This window comes from Fulvimarina thalattae, from assembly GCF_040239565.1.
Classification (GTDB): domain Bacteria; phylum Pseudomonadota; class Alphaproteobacteria; order Rhizobiales; family Rhizobiaceae; genus Fulvimarina.
This window is the reverse complement of record NZ_JBEHWS010000001.1, coordinates 103,803-122,199: the sequence shown is the minus strand read 5'-3', so window position 1 is coordinate 122,199 and position 18,397 is coordinate 103,803. Positions and strand designations below refer to the sequence as shown.

Annotated in this window: 16 protein-coding genes; 9 read left to right on the top strand and 7 right to left on the bottom strand. The window is 63.8% G+C overall.

The genetic code is table 11. The features are described from left to right. Positions 1 to 101 precede the first annotated feature (101 nt). From ABRA89_RS00560 to ABRA89_RS00540, 5 genes are all read right to left on the bottom strand, one after another. A complete protein-coding gene (locus ABRA89_RS00560; RefSeq protein WP_349939503.1) occupies positions 102 to 1,634 on the bottom strand; it encodes an acyl-CoA carboxylase subunit beta in 1,533 nt (510 codons plus the stop codon). Positions 1,635 to 1,835: 201 nt separating this feature from the next. After that, positions 1,836 to 2,570 (bottom strand): SDR family NAD(P)-dependent oxidoreductase, encoded by a 735-nt coding sequence (locus tag ABRA89_RS00555; RefSeq protein ID WP_349939502.1) that lies wholly within the window; start codon positions 2,568 to 2,570, stop codon positions 1,836 to 1,838. Continuing rightward, entirely contained in the window at positions 2,567 to 3,280 is a 714-nt protein-coding gene (locus tag ABRA89_RS00550; RefSeq protein ID WP_349939501.1) for an SDR family NAD(P)-dependent oxidoreductase, read from the bottom strand. The genes ABRA89_RS00555 and ABRA89_RS00550 overlap by 4 nt, the downstream gene beginning before the upstream one ends. Continuing rightward, positions 3,277 to 4,269, bottom strand: coding sequence for a bifunctional riboflavin kinase/FAD synthetase (locus ABRA89_RS00545; protein ID WP_349939500.1), 993 nt, complete (start codon positions 4,267 to 4,269; stop codon positions 3,277 to 3,279). The genes ABRA89_RS00550 and ABRA89_RS00545 overlap by 4 nt, the downstream gene beginning before the upstream one ends. Next, entirely contained in the window at positions 4,266 to 5,126 is an 861-nt protein-coding gene (locus ABRA89_RS00540; protein WP_349939499.1) for a TIGR01459 family HAD-type hydrolase, read from the bottom strand. Before ABRA89_RS00540 ends, ABRA89_RS00545 begins: the two co-directional genes overlap by 4 nt. 269 nt (positions 5,127 to 5,395) lie before the next feature. On the opposite strand from ABRA89_RS00540, the gene groES reads away from it, so the two are divergent. Together groES and groL are read left to right on the top strand one after the other, a co-directional pair. Then, a complete protein-coding gene (gene groES, locus ABRA89_RS00535) occupies positions 5,396 to 5,692 on the top strand; it encodes a co-chaperone GroES (RefSeq protein WP_349939955.1) in 297 nt (98 codons plus the stop codon). Positions 5,693 to 5,777: 85 nt separating this feature from the next. Then, the gene (groL, locus tag ABRA89_RS00530) at positions 5,778 to 7,433 is read left to right on the top strand and encodes a chaperonin GroEL (RefSeq protein WP_349939498.1); all 1,656 of its coding nucleotides are present in this window, start codon (positions 5,778 to 5,780) and stop codon (positions 7,431 to 7,433) included. Between the two features lie 124 nt (positions 7,434 to 7,557). Here the strand turns inward: groL and ABRA89_RS00525 are convergent, their stop codons facing one another. Both ABRA89_RS00525 and ABRA89_RS00520 read right to left on the bottom strand, forming a co-directional pair. Next, the gene (locus ABRA89_RS00525; RefSeq protein WP_349939497.1) at positions 7,558 to 9,303 is read right to left on the bottom strand and encodes a peptidoglycan D,D-transpeptidase FtsI family protein; all 1,746 of its coding nucleotides are present in this window, start codon (positions 9,301 to 9,303) and stop codon (positions 7,558 to 7,560) included. 38 nt (positions 9,304 to 9,341) lie between these two features. Beyond that, positions 9,342 to 9,779 carry a hypothetical protein gene (locus tag ABRA89_RS00520; RefSeq protein ID WP_349939496.1) on the bottom strand — a complete coding sequence of 146 codons (438 nt, stop codon included), beginning with the start codon at positions 9,777 to 9,779 and terminating at the stop codon, positions 9,342 to 9,344. Positions 9,780 to 9,969: 190 nt separating this feature from the next. On the opposite strand from ABRA89_RS00520, the gene ABRA89_RS00515 reads away from it, so the two are divergent. From ABRA89_RS00515 to ABRA89_RS00485, 7 genes are all read left to right on the top strand, one after another. Then, positions 9,970 to 10,860 (top strand): LysR family transcriptional regulator, encoded by an 891-nt coding sequence (locus tag ABRA89_RS00515; RefSeq protein ID WP_349939495.1) that lies wholly within the window; start codon positions 9,970 to 9,972, stop codon positions 10,858 to 10,860. 121 nt (positions 10,861 to 10,981) lie between these two features. Continuing rightward, on the top strand, positions 10,982 to 13,003 hold the full coding sequence (locus ABRA89_RS00510; protein ID WP_349939494.1) for a cache domain-containing protein: 2,022 nt from the start codon (positions 10,982 to 10,984) through the stop codon (positions 13,001 to 13,003). A gap of 133 nt (positions 13,004 to 13,136) precedes the next feature. Then, the gene (locus ABRA89_RS00505) at positions 13,137 to 13,556 is read left to right on the top strand and encodes an RrF2 family transcriptional regulator (protein ID WP_349939493.1); all 420 of its coding nucleotides are present in this window, start codon (positions 13,137 to 13,139) and stop codon (positions 13,554 to 13,556) included. 169 nt (positions 13,557 to 13,725) lie between these two features. Beyond that, entirely contained in the window at positions 13,726 to 14,496 is a 771-nt protein-coding gene (locus tag ABRA89_RS00500) for a sulfite exporter TauE/SafE family protein (RefSeq protein WP_349939492.1), read from the top strand. 167 nt (positions 14,497 to 14,663) lie between these two features. After that, on the top strand, positions 14,664 to 16,319 hold the full coding sequence (gene fliF, locus ABRA89_RS00495) for a flagellar basal-body MS-ring/collar protein FliF (RefSeq protein ID WP_349939491.1): 1,656 nt from the start codon (positions 14,664 to 14,666) through the stop codon (positions 16,317 to 16,319). 3 nt (positions 16,320 to 16,322) lie between these two features. Continuing rightward, the gene (locus tag ABRA89_RS00490; protein ID WP_349939490.1) at positions 16,323 to 17,213 is read left to right on the top strand and encodes a hypothetical protein; all 891 of its coding nucleotides are present in this window, start codon (positions 16,323 to 16,325) and stop codon (positions 17,211 to 17,213) included. Further along, positions 17,210 to 18,397 carry a MotB family protein gene (locus ABRA89_RS00485; RefSeq protein WP_349939489.1) on the top strand — a complete coding sequence of 396 codons (1,188 nt, stop codon included), beginning with the start codon at positions 17,210 to 17,212 and terminating at the stop codon, positions 18,395 to 18,397. Before ABRA89_RS00490 ends, ABRA89_RS00485 begins: the two co-directional genes overlap by 4 nt.

Here is an 18,397-nt window from a genome sequence, read left to right as displayed (position 1 = left end):
TCATGAGGCGATGCGGCGCATCGCAGGAGGCTAAATATCGAGGCTCGGGCCGACGGCGAGCCGTGACGGACCGTCGGTCGAAACGTGAACGCGCTTTCGCCTCACAGCGGAATATTGTCGTGCTTGCGCATCGGCTCCGGCACGTCCTTCGTCTTGAGAATTTCCAGCGCCCGCAGCACCCGCCGCCGCGTCGAATGCGGCATGATCACCTCGTCGATGAAGCCGCGCTGGGCTGCGATGAAGGGATTGGCGAAGCGGTCTTCGTATTCCTTCGTATGAGCCGCGAGCTTGTCCGCATCGCCGGCATCCTTGCGGTGGATGATCTCGGATGCGCCTTTGGCACCCATCACGGCAATCTGTGCCGAGGGCCAGGCATAGTTCACGTCGGCGCGGATGTGCTTCGACGCCATCACGTCGTAGGCCCCGCCATAGGCCTTGCGGGTGATGACGGTGACCTTCGGCACCGTCGCCTGGGCATAGGCGAAGAGCAGCTTCGCACCGTGCTTGATGATGCCGCCATATTCCTGGCTGACGCCCGGCAGGAAGCCCGGCACGTCGACCAGCGTGAGGATGGGGATGTTGAAGGCATCGCAGAAGCGCACGAAGCGGGCGGCCTTGCGAGATGAGTCGATGTCGAGGCAGCCGGCGAGCACCATGGGCTGATTGGCGATGACACCGACGGACTGGCCGTTCATGCGGATGAAGCCGACCAGAATATTGCCAGCGAAATCCTTCTGGATTTCGAGAAAGTCGCCTTCGTCGGCGATCTTCTCGATCACCTCGCGCATGTCGTAGGGCGTGTTCGCATTGTCCGGCACGAGGGTATCGAGGGAATTTTCCAGCCGGTTCGGATCATCGTGAACGTCGAGCGTCGGCGCGGTCTCGCGCGATGAGGACGGCAGGAAGTCGAAGAGCCGGCGCACCTCCATGAGCGCTTCGACATCGTTGTCGAAGGCGGCATCGGCGACGGAGCTCTTCTTGGTATGGGTGGTCGCGCCGCCGAGCTCCTCGGCCGTCACCACCTCTCCGGTGACGGTCTTCACGACGTCCGGCCCGGTCACGAACATGTATGAGGTGTCGCGGACCATGTAGGTGAAGTCGGTCATTGCCGGCGAATAGACCGCGCCACCCGCGCAGGGACCCATGATGACGGAAATCTGCGGCACGACGCCCGAGGCCTGAACGTTCCGCCAGAACACCTCGGCATAGCCGCCCAGCGAGGCGACGCCCTCCTGAATACGCGCGCCGCCGGAATCGTTGAGGCCGATCAGCGGGATGCCGTTCTGGACAGCAAGGTCCATCACCTTGCAGATCTTCTCGGCATGGGTCTCCGAAAGCGATCCGCCGAAGACCGTGAAGTCCTGGGAGAAGACGTAAGTGGGCCGGCCGTTGATCGTGCCCCAGCCGGTGACGACGCCATCACCCGGATATTGTTGGCTTCCCATGCCGAAATCGGTGGCGCGGTGGAGCTTGAAGGTGTCGTATTCCTCGAACGAGCCGGGATCGAGCAGGACATCCAGCCGCTCGCGGGCCGTCAGCTTGCCCTTCTCATGCTGCTTGTCGATGCGCGCCTGCCCTCCGCCCAGACGCGCCTCAGTGCGCTTTTCTTCGAGTTGTTCGACAATTTCGAGCATCGGACAGCACTTTCGTTCTTCTCGCGAGCGGGACGACGTCTTGAAGCTTCCCGTCCCGACTTCTTGCAGACCTACCTTTTCAGTTAGGCTTGATAACGTGAAGCCAAGGCTTCCGGCGAGACTGGAATGCGAAAACGCTCAAGTGAACCGTATGTGCCAGAAAGCCAGCCGCGATTATGCCTGTCGTGGAAACAGCCTGTCTTACCAGACGTCGCGATCGAGCTTGGCATAGATCAGCTTGCGCATCGTGCGGGTCGCAAGGCGCGGCGCGAGGCGACCGAAGAGTGATGAGACGCGGTTGGGCACGCCCGGGACAACAAGAAAGCGCCCGGCGAGAGCGGCCTTCACGATCGCTTTCGCAGCGGCCTCCGCCGTCATCCGCTTGTCTGCCCGCGCAGCCGGCGGTGCATGGCGTTCGGCCTGTCCCGTTTGCATCGGACCGGGACAGGCGAGCGTCACCGAATAGCCGCGCGTCTTCATCGGCTTGCGAATACTCTTCGCATAGACCGCGACGGCCGATTTCGAGGCGGCATAACTCGCTGCGCCCGGGTAGCCCACGAAGTGAGAGAGCGAGGACACGAAGACGAGGCCCGCACCCGGCTTCAAAGCACCCGTTCTGACGAGACCGTTGGCAAAGACGATCGACGCTTCCGCATTCACCGCGAGCACCCGCCCATGAACGTCTTGCGGGATCGCCTCGAACCGCCCCGTCGCCGAGACGCCGGCATTGAGAACGACGAGGTCATAGGGACCGGCAGCAATCGCTTCGCCCAACGCGCGATCCAGCTCCTGTGGGTCGGCGAGATCGGCACGGATCGCGACATGTGCACCCTTGTCCCGGTCGAGGCCGGTGACCTCCCAGCCCTCGCCGGCAAGCTGTTCGGCCATCGCCCGCCCGAGCCCAGCCGCCGCCCCGGTCACAAGCGCGCGTTTCAAAACCGCGCTCCATGGGTCAGCTTGTGCGCAAGCACGCGGCCCAGTCCGAGAACCGCCCGCTCCTTTGTCATCGCGCGCTCGACCATCGCAGCCATACGCTCCGGCGAGGCAAAGATCCGCCGCATACCCTTCGGATCGAAGCCGGCCTTTTCGTGCATCGCCGTCGCGATCGGGCCGGGATGGATCATCGAAACGCCGACCCGGCCGCGCCATTCCTCGCGCAGCGCGCGGGCAAACGCATCGAGTCCGCCCTTGGAGGCAGCGTAGGCCGCGAGGTTGCCGGAACCGCGATGCGCGACCGAGCCGATCAGGACAAGCCGGCCGTGGGTGCGTTCGAGATGCGGAAAGAGAAGGCGCGACAGAAAGACGGGCGCGGCAAGATTCACGGCGAGCGTTTCGCGAATGCTGGCAGCATCCTCCTCGAACGGGTCGCCGTAGCGGCCGGTCCCCGCATTCAGGACGGCGAGATCGAGCCGGTCGATCCCGGCTTCCTCAAGTGCCGTCTCCAACCGGGCGGTTGCCTCCTCACCATCCGCAAGATCGGCCGCGACATAGAAAGCGCCGTCCGGCAGCGCCTCCGGAAACAGCGCGCGCCGGCCTGTCAGAACCAGCCGGTAGCGCCCAGCCCACCGACGCGTCAGCGCGAGACCCAGACCGGAGGTCGCCCCGGTGATCAGCGCGACCGGATTGCCCGGACCGCCGTGGTTCAAAAGGAAATCGCCCGATCGAGCGGCGAGAGCGGCGCGATTTCCGCCAGTACCGCCCGCGCCTCGTCGGCATCCCGGTTCATCTGCTCGACCAGCGCCTCGGCGCTGTCGAACTTCTCCTCGCCACGCAGGCGCGAGACCAGCGATACCTCGACCGTCTCACCGTAAAGATCGCCGGAAAAGTCGAAGACGAAGGTCTCGAAGAGGGCCGCCCCGTCGTCGAAGGTCGGGCGCCGGCCATAGCTCGCGACCCCATCGAGAAGCGTTCCATCGGCGCGGCGGAAGCGCACCGCATAGATACCGTGGGCGAGCAGTTCGTCCTGAAGCACGAGGTTCGCCGTCGGATAGCCAAGCGTGCGGCCGAGCTTCTTGCCGTGGACGATTTCGCCCCGGATCGTGAAGCGATAGCCGAGGAGGCCGGCCGCTTCCTCCACCCTTCCCTCGCCCAAAGCCGCACGGATACGGCTCGACGAAACGCTCTCACCACCCTCGTCCTCAAACGCCGGTACGAGGGTCGCGCCGAAGCCGAGGGCGAGCCCCGCTTTGCCGAGGCCTTCCGGCGTTCCAGAGCGCTTCGCGCCGTAATGGAAGTCGAAACCCGCGACCACATGGGCCGCGCCCAGCGCCTCGACGAGCACGTCCTGCTCGAACGCCTCCGGTGCGATGCCGGCAAAATCCCTCGTGAAGGGCTGCTCGATCACCACATCGAAGCCGAGAAGGCCCAGAATGCGCGCCTTCATCGGCGCCGGCGTGATCCGCGCGACGGGCCTGTCCGGCACGAAGACCGTGCGCGGATGGGGCTCGAAGGTGAGGCACAGAAGCGGCCGGTTCTCGGCCGCCCCGATCTCCGCCGCCTTCTCCAGAACAGCCTGGTGACCCCGATGCACGCCGTCGAAATTGCCGATCGCGACGACACCGCCCTTGATGTCGTCCGGGCAATGCTCGACGGTGCCGAGCCGCCGGATCGCTTTGGAAGGCTCGGCCAAGATCACCTCAGGGCCGGCATGTAATAGCGGGCCCGAAGGCCGTTCTTGTCGAGAAGCCGCGTCACGCTCTCGGCGCTGGGATCGATCGAATCCAGTTCATCGCCATGGATACCACGCGTGATGAACAGAACATCGAGCCCAAACGAATGCGCCCCGCGGATATCGGTCGGCATGCCGTCGCCGATCGCCAGAATCCTGTAACGCTCGTCGTCACCGAAGCCGATCCGCTCGGCGGCGAGTTCATAGATCGGCGTGTGCGGTTTGCCGGCAAAGGCGACCGAGCCGCCGAGCGCTGCATATTCGCGCGCGATTGCCCCGGCGCAGTAGATCAGCTTGTCGCCGCGCTGGACGACGACATCGGGATTGGCGCAGATCATCGGCAGTTCGCGGTCGCGCAGATCCTTCAGCAGCTTGCGGTAATCGTCCGGCGTTTCGCTCTCGTCGTCGAAGAGACCGCTGGCAACGACGCGGGTCGCCTCCTCCATCGGCACCCGTTCGGCCTCGAGCCCCTTGAAGAGATCGAGATCGCGCTCCGGCCCGATGTGATAGATCGGCCCCTCGCCCTTGGCGATCAGTTCGCGCGTCGCATCGCCGGAGGTCACGATGTCGTCGTAGGCATTGCCGTCGAAGCCCATGCCCTCGAGCTGCGCGACCACGCCGTCATGGGGACGCGGCGAATTGGTGAGAAGCACGACCTTCAGCCCGTTGTGCCGAGCCGACAGCAAAGCCTCCTCGGCGGCGGCGAATTTCGAAACCCCGTTATGGACGACCCCCCAGACGTCGCAGATGATGGCGCCATATCCGTCGGTAACGTCCTTCAACGTCTCGATCCTTCGGCTCTCTTCGGCGGTCGTCTCGGCCATTGCAGTTCCTTCAATCGCGTGTCGCCCCTTGGCGTTAGGGGCATATGGAGAGCCGGGTCAAGATTGCCTCTTGTGGTTCTCGCGAACCGTCTCCACATCCGGCGCGCGCTGCGACATTTTTTGCATGTCCCCGCTTGACGCGGACGCGCTTCCTCTCCTATCTCCGCTGCCGTTAGCACTCGTCACCGATGAGTGCTAAAAGTTTTCGAGCCGGATGCCTAAACCTTAAAAAAGGGTCCGGCATGTCGCACAACAAGGGTTCAAAGAACATGGCAGATGCGAACTTCCGTCCGCTTCACGACCGCGTGCTCGTCCGCCGCGTCGAGTCCGAAGCGAAGACCGCTGGCGGGATCATCATCCCGGACACCGCGAAGGAAAAGCCGCAGGAAGGCGAGATCGTCGCCGTCGGCTCCGGCGCACGTGACGACAGCGGCAAGGTCATTGCCCTCGACGTCAAGCAGGGCGACCGCGTCCTTTTCGGCAAGTGGTCGGGCACCGAGGTCAAGCTGAACGGTGAAGACCTGCTCATCATGAAAGAGTCCGACATCATGGGCATCGTCGGCTGAATAGCCGGCTGATCAGCCTTTCGAACTCTTCCCAATTTCATTCAACAAAGCGTGGCCTTTGACGGCACGCTGAGGAGAAACCCACATGGCAGCTAAAGAAGTCAAGTTCGGCCGCGACGCTCGCGAACGCATGCTGCGCGGCGTCGACATCCTCGCCGACGCAGTGAAGGTGACGCTCGGTCCCAAGGGCCGTAACGTCGTGATCGACAAGTCCTTCGGCGCTCCGCGCATCACCAAGGACGGCGTTTCGGTCGCCAAGGAGATCGAACTCGAAGACAAGTTCGAGAACATGGGCGCGCAGATGGTGCGCGAGGTCGCCTCCAAGACCAACGACAAGGCCGGTGACGGCACGACCACCGCGACCGTTCTCGCTCAGGCCATCGTCCGCGAAGGCGCCAAGGCGGTTGCCGCCGGCATGAACCCGATGGACGTCAAGCGCGGCATCGACGCCGCCATCCTGAAGGTCGTCGAAGCGCTCGGCACGGCCGCCCGCTCCATCGACACCTCCGACGAAGTCGCACAGGTCGGCACGATCTCCGCAAACGGCGAGACCGAAGTCGGTCAGATGATCGCCAACGCGATGCAGAAGGTCGGCAACGAGGGCGTCATCACGGTCGAGGAAGCCAAGACCGCCGAGACCGAGCTCGAAGTCGTCGAAGGCATGCAGTTCGACCGCGGTTACCTGTCGCCGTACTTCGTCACGAACGGCGAGAAGATGGTCGCCGAACTCGAAGACGCCTATATCCTTCTCCACGAGAAGAAGCTCTCCAACCTTCAGGCGATGCTGCCGGTTCTGGAATCGGTCGTTCAGTCGTCCAAGCCCCTCGTCATCATCGGTGAGGACGTCGAAGGCGAAGCCCTCGCAACGCTCGTCGTCAACAAGCTCCGCGGCGGCCTGAAGATCGCTGCCGTCAAGGCACCGGGCTTCGGCGATCGCCGCAAGGCCATGCTTGAGGACATCGCGATCCTCACCGGCGGCACGGTCGTCTCGGAAGACGTCGGCATCAAGCTCGAAAACGTCACCCTCGACATGCTCGGTCGCGCCAAGAAGGTCTCGATCACCAAGGAAAACACCACCATCGTCGATGGTGCCGGTGAAGCCGAGCAGATCAAGGCCCGTGTCGGCCAGATCAAGGCGCAGATCGAGGAGACCACCTCGGACTACGACCGTGAGAAGCTCCAGGAGCGTCTCGCCAAGCTCGCTGGCGGCGTTGCCGTCATCCGCGTCGGCGGTTCGACGGAAGTCGAAGTGAAGGAAAAGAAGGACCGCGTCGACGACGCCCTCAACGCGACCCGCGCGGCCGTTGAAGAAGGCATCGTTGCCGGCGGCGGCGTCGCGCTTCTCCGCGCTTCGAACGCCCTCGACATCACGGGTGCAAACGCCGATCAGGACGCCGGCATCGCCATCGTCCGCAAGGCGCTTCAGGCTCCGATCCGTCAGATCGTCCAGAACGCGGGCGGCGAAGGCTCGATCGTGGTCGGCAAGATCCTCGAGAACGAGTCCCTCTCCTTCGGCTACAACGCACAGACCGGCGAATACGGCGACATGATCCAGATGGGCATCGTCGATCCGGTCAAGGTCGTCCGTTCGGCCCTGCAGGACGCAGGCTCCGTTGCCGGCCTTCTCGTCACCACCGAGGCGATGATCTCGGAAGCGCCGAAGAAGGACAACGGCGGCGGCGGCGGAATGCCCGCTGGCGGCATGGGTGGAATGGGCGGCATGGGCGGCATGGACTTCTAAGTCCGACGCTCAGGCGCACACAGCACCTGATCCACATGGGGCGGTCCTTCGGGGCCGCCCTTTTTCGTTGGGGGTTGAAAGGCAGATCGCGAAAGGTCGATCCGGAGCAGAAATCCCGTTTTCATCACGGTGAAACATCTTCAGGCCGTTCGACCGCCCGCGGCCCGCTCCAGCTCTCTTCGACGACGGGCAGCATCAAGTCCTGCCGGCCCGGGCCAAAGCGTTCCGAACCGAAGGCGTGCGCCGCGATCATCTGCGGAAACGCCGGGCGCCGCTCCCAGTCCGGCGCGATCCCCAGCATCGGCACCACGCGCTCGATCAGCTTGCCCGCGACCGGCACCGCGTTCCAGCCGGAGGTGCGGAAGCCGTATGTCTCACTGGAGCCCTTCGGCTCGTCGAGCATCACGAGGATCAGGTAGCGCGGCTCGTCCGCCGGCACGACGCCCATGAAGGAGGTGAGCACCTTGTCCTTGGCGTAGCGGCCGTTCACCACCTTCTCTGCGGTTCCGGTCTTGCCGCCGATATGGAAGCCTTCGACATTTGCCTTCTTCGCAGAGCCGATCTCGGCATTGAGGCGCATCAGATAGCGCAGCGCCTCGCCCGTCCGGTCGCTGACGAGTCCCGTCTGAAGGATGCGACCATCGAGCGGCGCGTCCTTGATGAAGGTCGGGCGGATCAGCGTTCCCCCGTTCACCAGCGCGGCGATCGCCATGCTCGCCTGAAGCGGCGTCACCGCAAGCCCGTGGCCGAAGGAGATCGTCGCCGTGTTCAAGAGCCGCCAGTCTCTCGGCAGGATCGGGGATGCCGTCTCCGGAAGCTCGGTCGTCAACCGGTCGAGCAGGCCGAAACGCTTGAGGAAATCGCGCTGTCCGTCGACGCCGATCTCCATCGCCATCTTCGCCATCGCGATGTTGGAGGAGTGTATGAAGGCTTCCGGCACTGTGAGCGGCCGCTTCTCGCCGCGATAGTCATTGATACGGAAGCGCCCGAACTGCAGCGGCTTCGAGGCATCGAGCACCGAGCGAATGTCGAAACGGCCGGAATCCAAAGCCATCGCCGTGTTCAGCGCCTTGAAGGTCGAGCCCATCTCGTAGGTGCCGACATTCATCCGGTTGATCCGGTCGGGCTTGAGGGCATCGGACGGCTGGTTCGGATCGAAATCGGGCAGCGAGACGAGAGCGATCACCTCGCCGGATCTCACGTCGAGCACGAGGCCGGAGCCCGCGACCGCGTCGAATTTCTCGATCGCCTCGACGAGTTCGTCGCGCACCGCGTGCTGGACCCGGTTGTCGATGCTGAGGGCCACCGGCTCGAGATCCTCGCGCGTGAAGTCGAGGCCTGCGTCTCGCAGGCTCGCATGCCCCTCACGGTCGATCCAGCGCTCGATCCCCGCCGTCCCGCGATTGTCGACGTCGACCGTTCCGAGGAGATGGGCGCCACTCGGCCCGTTCGGATAGAGCCGCTGGGTCTCTGTGCGAAAGCCGATGCCGGGAATGCCCTGCGCGAACACCGCCTGCCGCTCGGCCGGCGTTACGCGCCGCTTGATCCACGCAAAGCCCGATTTGGAAGAAAGCAGCCGGTGCATCGCCACCGGATCGAGATCGCCCAAAGCCGCCGTCAGCTTCTCGACAGCCTCGTCGACATCGACGATGCGCCGCGGCTCGGCGAAGATCGAGCTTGCCGGCAGATCGGTCGCCATCGTCGTCCCGTTGCGGTCGACGATATCCGGACGCGCGGCCGATGGTGATGAAAGCGCAAGCACCGCCGGCGTCGGCTTATCGTTCGCGAATTCGGCGAGGCGTACAACGATGGCGCCGTAGACGGCAGCGAAGGCCGCGATGGCCATGACAATGCGTGGCGACTTCCGCATGGGACTCCTCTGCCGAGAGAGATGAAACGAGGCCGACGTCATTCGTCGTAGGCAAGGCATGGATCGAGAAGCACGGTCTTCTCGTCGATCCGCTGGTAACCGCCCGCAAGCAGCACGCTCACTTGCGGGTCGACCTCGTGCGGCTGATAGGTGACGCAGATCACGCGCGGGCCGGCAGGATCGCACATCGAAAGATAGGCGAGCGCCCCGTCCCATTGGCTGGAAGCAAGCGCCCCGGTGATGGTCATGCTGTAGCGGCCGTCATAAGCGGGCGCACGGTCCATCCAGCCCTGAAGCGTGTCGCAAGTCGCGGGAACCTCGGCGAAGCCTTCACCGACGCGGAACGGACTCGCGGGATCGAAGACCGGCGCTTCGGCGCCCGCACGATCGGGGGCGGCACTCAGAACAAGCAGGAGAAACACCGCAAACCGGGTTCGAGGCATGGTGAGTTCGGCCTCCTTCGGCAAGCCCGTCATCGGCGCTCGCGTTAAGATTTCGTTAAGAACTTTCTCAGGTTTCGATCAGAATTCGACACCGCTGAACCAGCGTAGTCTTCCCTTCTTGTAGGCCAAAATGAACAAAATTTGTCTTTTGGTTGATTCAATATTAGATATTCTTGTCTCAATCAAAAGCGACAATGTCTCACGTCTTCGATTAGAAAAAATAATGGCGGCCATGGATCGCTCGCAACTCCCGCTGAATGCGCTGCGTGCCTTCGAGGTCGCCGCCCGGCACCTCAATCTCACCCGCGCTGCGGTCGAGCTCTGCGTCACCCAGGCCGCGCTCAGCCACCAAATCCGCAAGCTGGAGGAAAAGCTCGACGTCACCCTCTTTCGCCGGGTTCCGCGTGGTCTGGTGCTGACGGAGGAAGGCGAGGCTCTGCTCCCCGTTCTCACCGAAGCGCTCGATCTCATCGCCGAGCGGCTACACCGGTTCGGCGACGAGCGTTTCCGGGAGGTCCTCAATGTTGGCGTCGTCTCGAGCTTTGCGGCCGAATGGCTCCTGCCCCGGCTGGACGACTTCCAAACATGTCATCCCGCAATCGACGTGCGTATCTATACCAACAACAACCGCGTCAACATCGCCGAGGAGGGTCTCAACCTCGCGATCCGGTTCGGCGACGGCAACTGGCGGGCCACCCATTCGGTCCGCCTCCTCGACGCGCCCTTCTCGCTCTTCTGCCACCCCGCCGTCGCAGAACGGCTGAAGGCGCCGGCGGACCTTCAGAACGAGACGCTTCTGAGGTCCTATCGTGGTTCTGAATGGACGGCCTGGTTCTCGTCCTACGCCCTTCCGGAGCCGGTGTTGCGGGGCCCGGTCTTCGACAGCTCCCTCGCGATTGCCGAGATGGCCGCCCGCGGCATGGGCGTCGGCCTGCTTCCGGCCGTCATGTTCGCCGGCTGGGTGAAGGACAGGCGCCTCTGCCGCCCCTTTCCACTCGAGATCGACATGGGCGCCTACTGGCTGTCCTCCTTGCAGGCCGATGCCGAAACCATCGGTAGCCGGGCTTTTCGGGGCTGGCTGCTGCAACGGCTCGCGGGCGGAGACGCGACCTGACGGCAACGCCTGCGCCCTAGAACTCACGAAACCGTTACGTAAGGTCTAGTATTCGGTCGCATTTTGCGAAAGAGATAGATGGACGGAGAAAAAGCGAACCAGGCAACAGATGGGAGGATGAATGCGGTCATTGCGCGTCGTTCTTCCAGCCACGCTGGTCAGTCTTCAGCTCGTGGCCCTGCTCGCAATCGTTGCGCTCACCTACGTCACATCCCAGGATGTTCTTCTGAGATACGCTGACCGGCTGACCGAGAAGACCGCCGCTGACGCGACCGCCTTTACCGAGAACTTCCTCGATCCCGCCGATGATGCGGCCGCCCTCTCCCAGCGGCTTGCCGAAGGTGCCGTCGTGACCGCGACGGACCCCGACAGGCTGATGCGCTATTTCTACGAAATCCTGCGCAACAAGCGCGATTTCTCGGGAATATTCTACGGGTCAGCGGACGGGTCCTTCATCTACGTCAATCGGGACCAAAGCCGGACGGCCGGTGCGTTCCGCTCCAAGCTCATCATGACGTGGCCGGAGCGCCAGGTGTCCCTCCTCTATTACGACGAACGCTTCAGCCGGCTGGACACCGAGCGTGATCCGAACGACACCTACGACCCGCGCAGCCGGATCTGGTACCGGGAAGCCCTCAGGGCAGGAACCGTCATCTGGACCCGGCCCTACATCTTCTTTTCCTCGAACAAGCCCGGCATCACGGTCGCAACGCCCGTGAAGACCGGTGACGGCACATCCGTAGGCGTCGTCGGCATCGATATCGAGATCGACGCGGTTTCCAATTTCCTCAACGGTCTCGATGTCGGCGCGCGCGGCTCAGTTGCGGTCGTCTCGCGAAACGATGCCATCATCGCACACAGGACCGAATCCGTCGTCCGCACGGATGAAGAGAACGATGGCGAACCACGCTTCGCCCGCTACGACGAGATCGACGATCCGCCGCTCGTCGCCGCAATCGAAGGCCTTCCGGGCGGGATAGGTTCGATCGCGCCTGGGGCGGCCCAGACGGTGCGCTTCGAGGTCGGGGGCGAGGCCTGGCGCGGGGCGATCCGGCGGCTGCAGGGTTCGCGCACGCCGTGGGCTGTCGTCACCTATCTTCCCGAGGACGATATCCTCGCCCCGCTTCGCCGGGTCCGCGACCTCGGGCTCGGCGCGGTGCTGGTCGTCATCGTGCTCACCGGCCTCGTCGCAGCGCTCTTTGCGCGCTCCGTCACCCGGCCCATACGCGGCCTTGCCGATCAGGCCGATCATATTGCGGAAGGCCGGTTCGACGACGTTCCGATCCAGACCCTCTGGTTCTCCGAACTCGAACGCACCAAGACCGCGATGCGCCGGGCCACCGAATGGCTCAGAACCCACCGCGCCGAGAACGAGGCGCTGACCGCCGAACTGCGCCAGGCCGGGGATATGCTGGAGCGCCGCGTCGAGGAGCGGACCCGGGAACTCGCCATCGCCAACCGGGACCTCGAACAGGCGAATGCCCATGCCAGCCTCCTCACCGGCGAACTCGATCACCGGGTGAAGAACCTTTTCTCCATGACCGGCGCCCTCATCTCGCTGTCGGCGCGCGAGGCCGGTTCTGTCGAGGAGCTGCGCGACGTCTCCCGTGCCCGGATCGCGGCGCTCTCCAAGGCGCATACGGTGTCCGGCGAAGCGACGAGAACCCTGTTCGCCGATATCGTCGATGCCATTCTCGGCCCTTACAAAAACCTGTCCGGGATCGAAATCCATGCCGATGGTCCGCCGCTTGCCCTCAACCGGTCGCAGGCGGGATCAGTCGGGCTCGTGCTCTACGAACTTTCGACGAACGCCGCGAAATACGGTCCCCTCGGCAAGGGCGGCGTCCTCGCGATCGAATGGGCCGAGAGCGAGGCGGGCGAGATCGGCATCCTCTGGAAGGAAAGCGTCGCCGAGGACGAGACAGGCGCAGCCGTGCAGGAAAAGCAAGAAGACGAGGTAAGCTCGAGCGGCTTCGGCTCGCACCTTCTCGAAGCCATGGCAACGCAGCTTGGCGGCACGCTGACGAAAGAGCAAACCGGCCGCGATCTGACGATCCGCGTGTCCTTCCCGAATGCGCTGCATCGTATCCGCGTGGCGGAAGCTCCGTCCAACGGCAATGAAATGCGGGACGAAGAGAGTTAATCCCTTAGCATCATCCGGGCGGTGCCACCGATCAGCGTCCGCTTCTTAAGCTCCAACAACCGGTGCACCATGCCGGACGCCACGTCATCACGAACTGGCTTGACGGCCTGAATTTGGCGGATCAAATGGCCGCATGATTTCCCAGCGTGCCCGTTATGCCATTCGCGCGATGTTCAACATCGCTCCGAGAACGATACCCGTTTCCTCCTCCGTTATTTCCGACGAAGAAGCCATTCCGAAGAAGTTTCTGGAAGCCATCCTCGTTGAGCTCAAACGGGCGGGGTTCGTCTCCAGTTCGCGCGGCAAGAACGGCGGCTATATCCTGGCGCAACCGGCTTCCGAAATCAGCTTCGCCGACGTCCTGAGGGTTGTGGACGGCCCGCTGGCGCTGGCGCCCTGTGCCAGCCGCACGGCCTATCGCCGCTGCGAGGACTGCAAGGATGTCGAGACCTGCGAGACCCGAAAGGCTCTGCTCAGGGTCCGGGACGCGACCGCCGAGATCTTGGAGAACCGGCGGTTCGATCAGATGAGGGATGAGGAGGACGGCACGTGATCGGCCTTGCCATCCCTGTGCCCGAAGACCGAATTTTCCGGATTTCAGCTGATCAGGGAACAAATTTGGAATATCCTACTTTCTTAATAGGCATTTTTAGATCATTAACGCCTACTGTAATAGTATGATATAGGAATAGGCTTGCTCCATCACGCCAATGGAGTTTGCGATGACCGATTTCCTTCTCTTTCTACTCGTCGGCGGGCTCGCCCAGCTCGTCGATGGCGCCCTCGGCATGGCCTATGGAGTCGTCTCCTCGACGGTCCTGATCTCGTTCGGGGTCGCGCCTGCGGCGGCCTCGGCATCGGTCCATACGGCCGAACTCTTCACGACCGCGGCCTCCGGAACGGCCCACGCCATCAACCGCAATATCGACTGGAAGCTGTTCTGGCGGCTCGTCCCCTTCGGCGTCCTCGGCGGCGTGGTGGGAACCTATGTGCTGACGAGCTTCTCGGGCTCCGTCGCAAAGCCCTATGTTGCGGCCTACCTCTCGATCATCGGTCTCTACCTGATCGTGCGCTCCTTCAGAAAAATCCCTTCGCGCCCGGTTCCGGGTGCAGTGGCACCGCCGCTGGCGCTCGCAGGCGGCTTTCTCGACAGCGTCGGAGGCGGCGGCTGGGGACCGGTCGTCACCACCGGGCTTCTCGGAGCCGGAGGCGCGCCGCGTTACGTGATCGGCACGGTGAATACGGCCGAATTCGTGGTCACCCTCGCCGTTTCCCTGAGCTTCCTCTTCGCGCTCCTGACCGGCCACTGGGAGGAAGCCGGCGATTTCGCCTCGCACGGCCTTGCGATCCTCGGCCTTATTGTCGGCGGCCTCGTCGCCGCACCCTTCGCCGGCTTCGTGGTCCGTAAGCTTGCGGAAAAGATACTCCTGCGTCTCGTCGGTGGTCTCATCACCATTCTTGGCCTTGTCCAGGTCGCGCAGATCATCGGCTGAGCCCGCAAATGAAGGGCTTTGCGCGTTTTGCCAAAGCCCTTCGACACGCCAAATTCCCGCCGGCAAGCCTCGCGTTAACCCTTTGTTAACCGGGGTTTCGCGCAAGCTTCCCGACGCATGGTCCGCCCACGGTAACCTTTTATTAAGCGTCAAATCGGGGGTGCGTCATGGCCGGTCTTCTGGGCGGACAGGCACAACAGATCGTTTCGAACCTCTCACAGCTGGGACCCAAGAAATTGGGCGCTCTCGGCATCGTGGGACTGCTCGTCGTGGTTCTGGTGGGACTTGGAAGCTACTTCCTGTCCCGTGCGGATATGGAAACACTCTATTCCGGTCTCGACCGCCAGGACGTCACCCGCATTGGCGCAGCCCTGACCGAAGCCGGGATCCCGTTCGACGTGACGGCAGAGGGCGACGCGGTTCAGACGCCGTTCTCGCAGACCGGCGAAGCGCGAATGCTGCTCGCCGAAAAGGGTCTGCCGCGTTCGGAAAACGCCGGCTACGAGCTGTTCGACAATATCGGCTCGATCGGCCTCACCTCCTTCATGCAGGAAGTCACCCGCGTCCGCGCACTCGAAGGTGAGATCGCCCGCACCATCCAGACGCTCTCGAACATCCGCGCCGCACGCGTCCACATCGTGCTTGCCGACGAGGGCTCGTTCCGCCGTGAACGCAGGAAGCCCTCGGCGAGCGTCGTCATCCGCACGGACGCCTCCGGCGACTTCGGTTCGGCCCCGGCGATCCGCTCGCTCGTCGCCGCAGCGATCCCCGGCATGACGGCGCAGGAGGTCACGGTCCTCAATTCCGACGGAACGCTGCTCGCTTCCGGCGAGGACGGTCTTTCGACCGCGCCCACCAAGCTCTTCGGCATCGAGAAGATCATGTCGGGCAGCGTCGAGGAATCGATCCGCCGCACGCTCGCTCCCTATCTCGGCGTCGGCAACTTCCAGACCTCGGTCACGGCGAGCCTCAATACCGATCGCCAGCAGATCTCCGAGCGTATCTTCGATCCCGAAAGCCGCGTCGAGCGTTCCGTGCGTTCCGTAAAGGAAATGGACCAGAGCCAGAACACGACCCAGAACGAAGCGGTCGGGATCGATCAGGACATCCAGGCGGCCGACGAGGTGCAGGGTGCGCCGGGCGGTGAGCAGTCGTCGGACGAAAAGGAGCGCCGTGAGGAGCTCACCAACTACGAGATCAACGAAAAGACGATCCAGACGACATCGGAAGGTTACGAGGTCGAGCATCTCTCGATCGCGGTGGTGATCAACCGCCAGCGCCTTGCCGCCGCGATCGGCGAGAACGCGACCGACACCGATATCGACGCGCGGATCGCCGAGATCCAGGCCCTCGTTGCTTCCGCCTCCGGCTTTTCGGAAGAGCGCGGCGACCAGCTGAAGGTGACCGCCGTCGACTTCGTCGATGCCGCGGGCAGCCTGGAGCCGATCCCCGGACCCGGCTTCGGCGAGATGTTCATGCGCCAGTCCGGCACCCTCATCAACGCACTCACGATCCTCACCGTTGCGGTTCTGGTGATCTGGTTCGGCCTGAAGCCGGCCATCCGGGCACTCGCCGCGCCGGATCCGATGAGCGGCGCAGCCGACAATGACAATTCCATCGAAGACCTCCAGCGTTTCGGGGAAGGCGTCGATCCAGCTTTGGCGGGTACGTTCGGCCTATCGACCGCCCCAGCGGGGTATGTCGAGGACATGTCGGGAGCGACCCCCTCTCCCCAGGCCCGCCTGGAAGCTCTCGTAGACATCGACGAAGGTCAGGCCGCCAACGTGCTCAAGCAGTGGCTCAAACAGAAAGAGGCCGCGTAAATCATGATCCCCCTCGCCCAGTATCTCAACGATCGCGACAACGACTCCGGCTTCAAGAGCCTCGCTCCGAAACGTCAGGCACGCAGCGCGAAGCAGCCCAGCGACTTCAGCGCACTCGGCGGCGAACGTCAGGCCAAGGCACGGCCGAAGCCCCAGGCGTTCGAAGGCCTCGGCGAGCCCACCGCACGGCCCGCCTTCCAGCCGGAAGAGGGCGGCGACGTCGATACCGCCTCACTGATGGAGGAGATGGAAGGCGAGCTCAGAAGCCGCGCCTCCCCCCAGCAGCCGACCCAGGATGCCCGCGCCCTTCAGGACGATCTGAAAAACCGTGCCGGCCGGATCAATTCGCACGCATCCCATGCGCTGGAAGCAGCGCGCCAGGCCGCTTACGATCAGGGTCGGACCGAGGCGCTCGAAGAAGCTGCCGCCGAACGCGATGCCGCGATCGAAGCCGCGATCGAGCAGGAACGCGCTGCCGCTGAAGAGCGACAGGCCGAAGCGATCGAAGCGGCACGGGCCGAGTGGGCTGAAAGCGAAGGTGAACGTCTCGCCGAGGCTCTGGCCACGCAGACCGAGCGCCTGAGCGATGCCATGCGCGCGACGCTGGCGAGCATCCTGAAACCGCTCGCGATCAACACCCGTCAGCGCCAGAGCATCGACGAACTCGTCCGCTCGATGACGCTCGCGGCCTATGACGGACAGGCGATCTCGGTGAAGGCGAGCGGTTCGGCGGACCTTCTCGGCCATCTCGAAACCGCACTCGGCGAGCGCGCCGCGCACGTCACCTTTGCGCCCTCAGAAGGCGCGACCGACGTGAAGATCGAAATGGGCCAGACGGTGCTCCAGTCCCGTCTCGGCGAATGGCGTTCCGCCCTGGAGACGGCTCTGTCATGAGCGAAGCAGGCCACCGCGACCATCAGGAAATCATCATCGTCCGCCGCAAGAGCGCCGGTCACGACGAGCACCACGGCGGCGTGTGGAAGATCGCGTTCGCCGACTTCATGACGGCGATGATGGCCTTCTTCCTCGTCATGTGGCTCACCAATTCCACGGATGACTCGACCCGAACGCAGGTCGCGCAATATTTCAATCCGATCAAGCTGACGGATTCCAAACCCGCCTCCAAGGGCCTGGAGAAGACGGACGCCCAGTCCAAGACCCAGGCCGAAAACGACGGCGAGCAGGATCAGGAAATCATCGGAAAGACCGGCGGCAAGCCGATTGCCGGCGAAGAGGTCGGCGGCGAAGAACAGGCCCTCTTCCGCGACCCTTACGCTGTTCTTGCCGAGATCGCCGCGAATTCCACCTCCACCGGTTCGGGCGAAAGAGAGGGCGAACCCGACGGCACCGGGCTGCCCGGCCTGAACGGCGGCGATGCCTATCGCGATCCGTTCGACCCGCAGTCCTGGCAGCTCTCGCCCAACATGCGCGAGACCGGCGGCGACCTCGACGATCTGCCTCCGTCAGAATTCAAGACCGCCGTCCTGCCGCCGGAAGGCGCCGAGGCGAGCGAGACCGAAGGCGAGGACGCGGCCGAGACGGAGATGGCCGCCGTTGCGGAACGTGAAGGCGATACCAAGGCAGAAGAAGCCAAGGATCAGAACGAAGAGCCGGTCGACAGCGAGGCGGCCGACCTGAAGAACGATATCGAGGCCGAACTTGCCGAGATGGGCGACGGTGTGCCCTCGAAGGTCGAAGTCAGCCAGGGTGATGGCGGCGTCATGATCTCGCTCGCCGACGATTTCGACTCCGGCATGTTCTCGGTCGGTTCGGCCAAGCCGAACGCCGAGGCCATCCAGATGATGGAGAAGATCGCCAACGTCCTGAAGACCCGGAAAGGCAAGATCATCATTCGCGGCCACACCGATTCGCGTCCGTTCAACGACGAGAACTATGACAACTGGCGCCTTTCGACGGCCCGCGCCCACATGGCCTATTACATGCTGACGCGGGGCGGACTCGGTGCCGAACGCATCGAATCCATCGAAGGCTTCGCCGACCGCCAGCCGAAGGATGTCGAGAACCCGGAGGCCGACATCAACCGGCGCATCGAGATCCTTCTCGTCGAGGACGCCTGA

What these genes read in the sequence shown, in the direction of transcription:
- ABRA89_RS00560 (WP_349939503.1), bottom strand. Translation starts at nt 1,634, where the DNA reads ATGCTCGAAATTGTCGAACAACTCGAAGAAAAGCGCACTGAGGCGCGT.
- ABRA89_RS00540 (WP_349939499.1), bottom strand. Translation starts at nt 5,126, where the DNA reads ATGGCCGAGACGACCGCCGAAGAGAGCCGAAGGATCGAGACGTTGAAG.
- groES (WP_349939955.1), top strand. Translation starts at nt 5,396, where the DNA reads ATGGCAGATGCGAACTTCCGTCCGCTTCACGACCGCGTGCTCGTCCGC.
- groL (WP_349939498.1), top strand. Translation starts at nt 5,778, where the DNA reads ATGGCAGCTAAAGAAGTCAAGTTCGGCCGCGACGCTCGCGAACGCATG.
- ABRA89_RS00525 (WP_349939497.1), bottom strand. Translation starts at nt 9,303, where the DNA reads ATGCGGAAGTCGCCACGCATTGTCATGGCCATCGCGGCCTTCGCTGCC.
- ABRA89_RS00520 (WP_349939496.1), bottom strand. Translation starts at nt 9,779, where the DNA reads ATGACGGGCTTGCCGAAGGAGGCCGAACTCACCATGCCTCGAACCCGG.
- ABRA89_RS00515 (WP_349939495.1), top strand. Translation starts at nt 9,970, where the DNA reads ATGGCGGCCATGGATCGCTCGCAACTCCCGCTGAATGCGCTGCGTGCC.
- ABRA89_RS00510 (WP_349939494.1), top strand. Translation starts at nt 10,982, where the DNA reads ATGCGGTCATTGCGCGTCGTTCTTCCAGCCACGCTGGTCAGTCTTCAG.
- ABRA89_RS00505 (WP_349939493.1), top strand. Translation starts at nt 13,137, where the DNA reads ATGATTTCCCAGCGTGCCCGTTATGCCATTCGCGCGATGTTCAACATC.
- ABRA89_RS00500 (WP_349939492.1), top strand. Translation starts at nt 13,726, where the DNA reads ATGACCGATTTCCTTCTCTTTCTACTCGTCGGCGGGCTCGCCCAGCTC.
- fliF (WP_349939491.1), top strand. Translation starts at nt 14,664, where the DNA reads ATGGCCGGTCTTCTGGGCGGACAGGCACAACAGATCGTTTCGAACCTC.
- ABRA89_RS00490 (WP_349939490.1), top strand. Translation starts at nt 16,323, where the DNA reads ATGATCCCCCTCGCCCAGTATCTCAACGATCGCGACAACGACTCCGGC.
- ABRA89_RS00485 (WP_349939489.1), top strand. Translation starts at nt 17,210, where the DNA reads ATGAGCGAAGCAGGCCACCGCGACCATCAGGAAATCATCATCGTCCGC.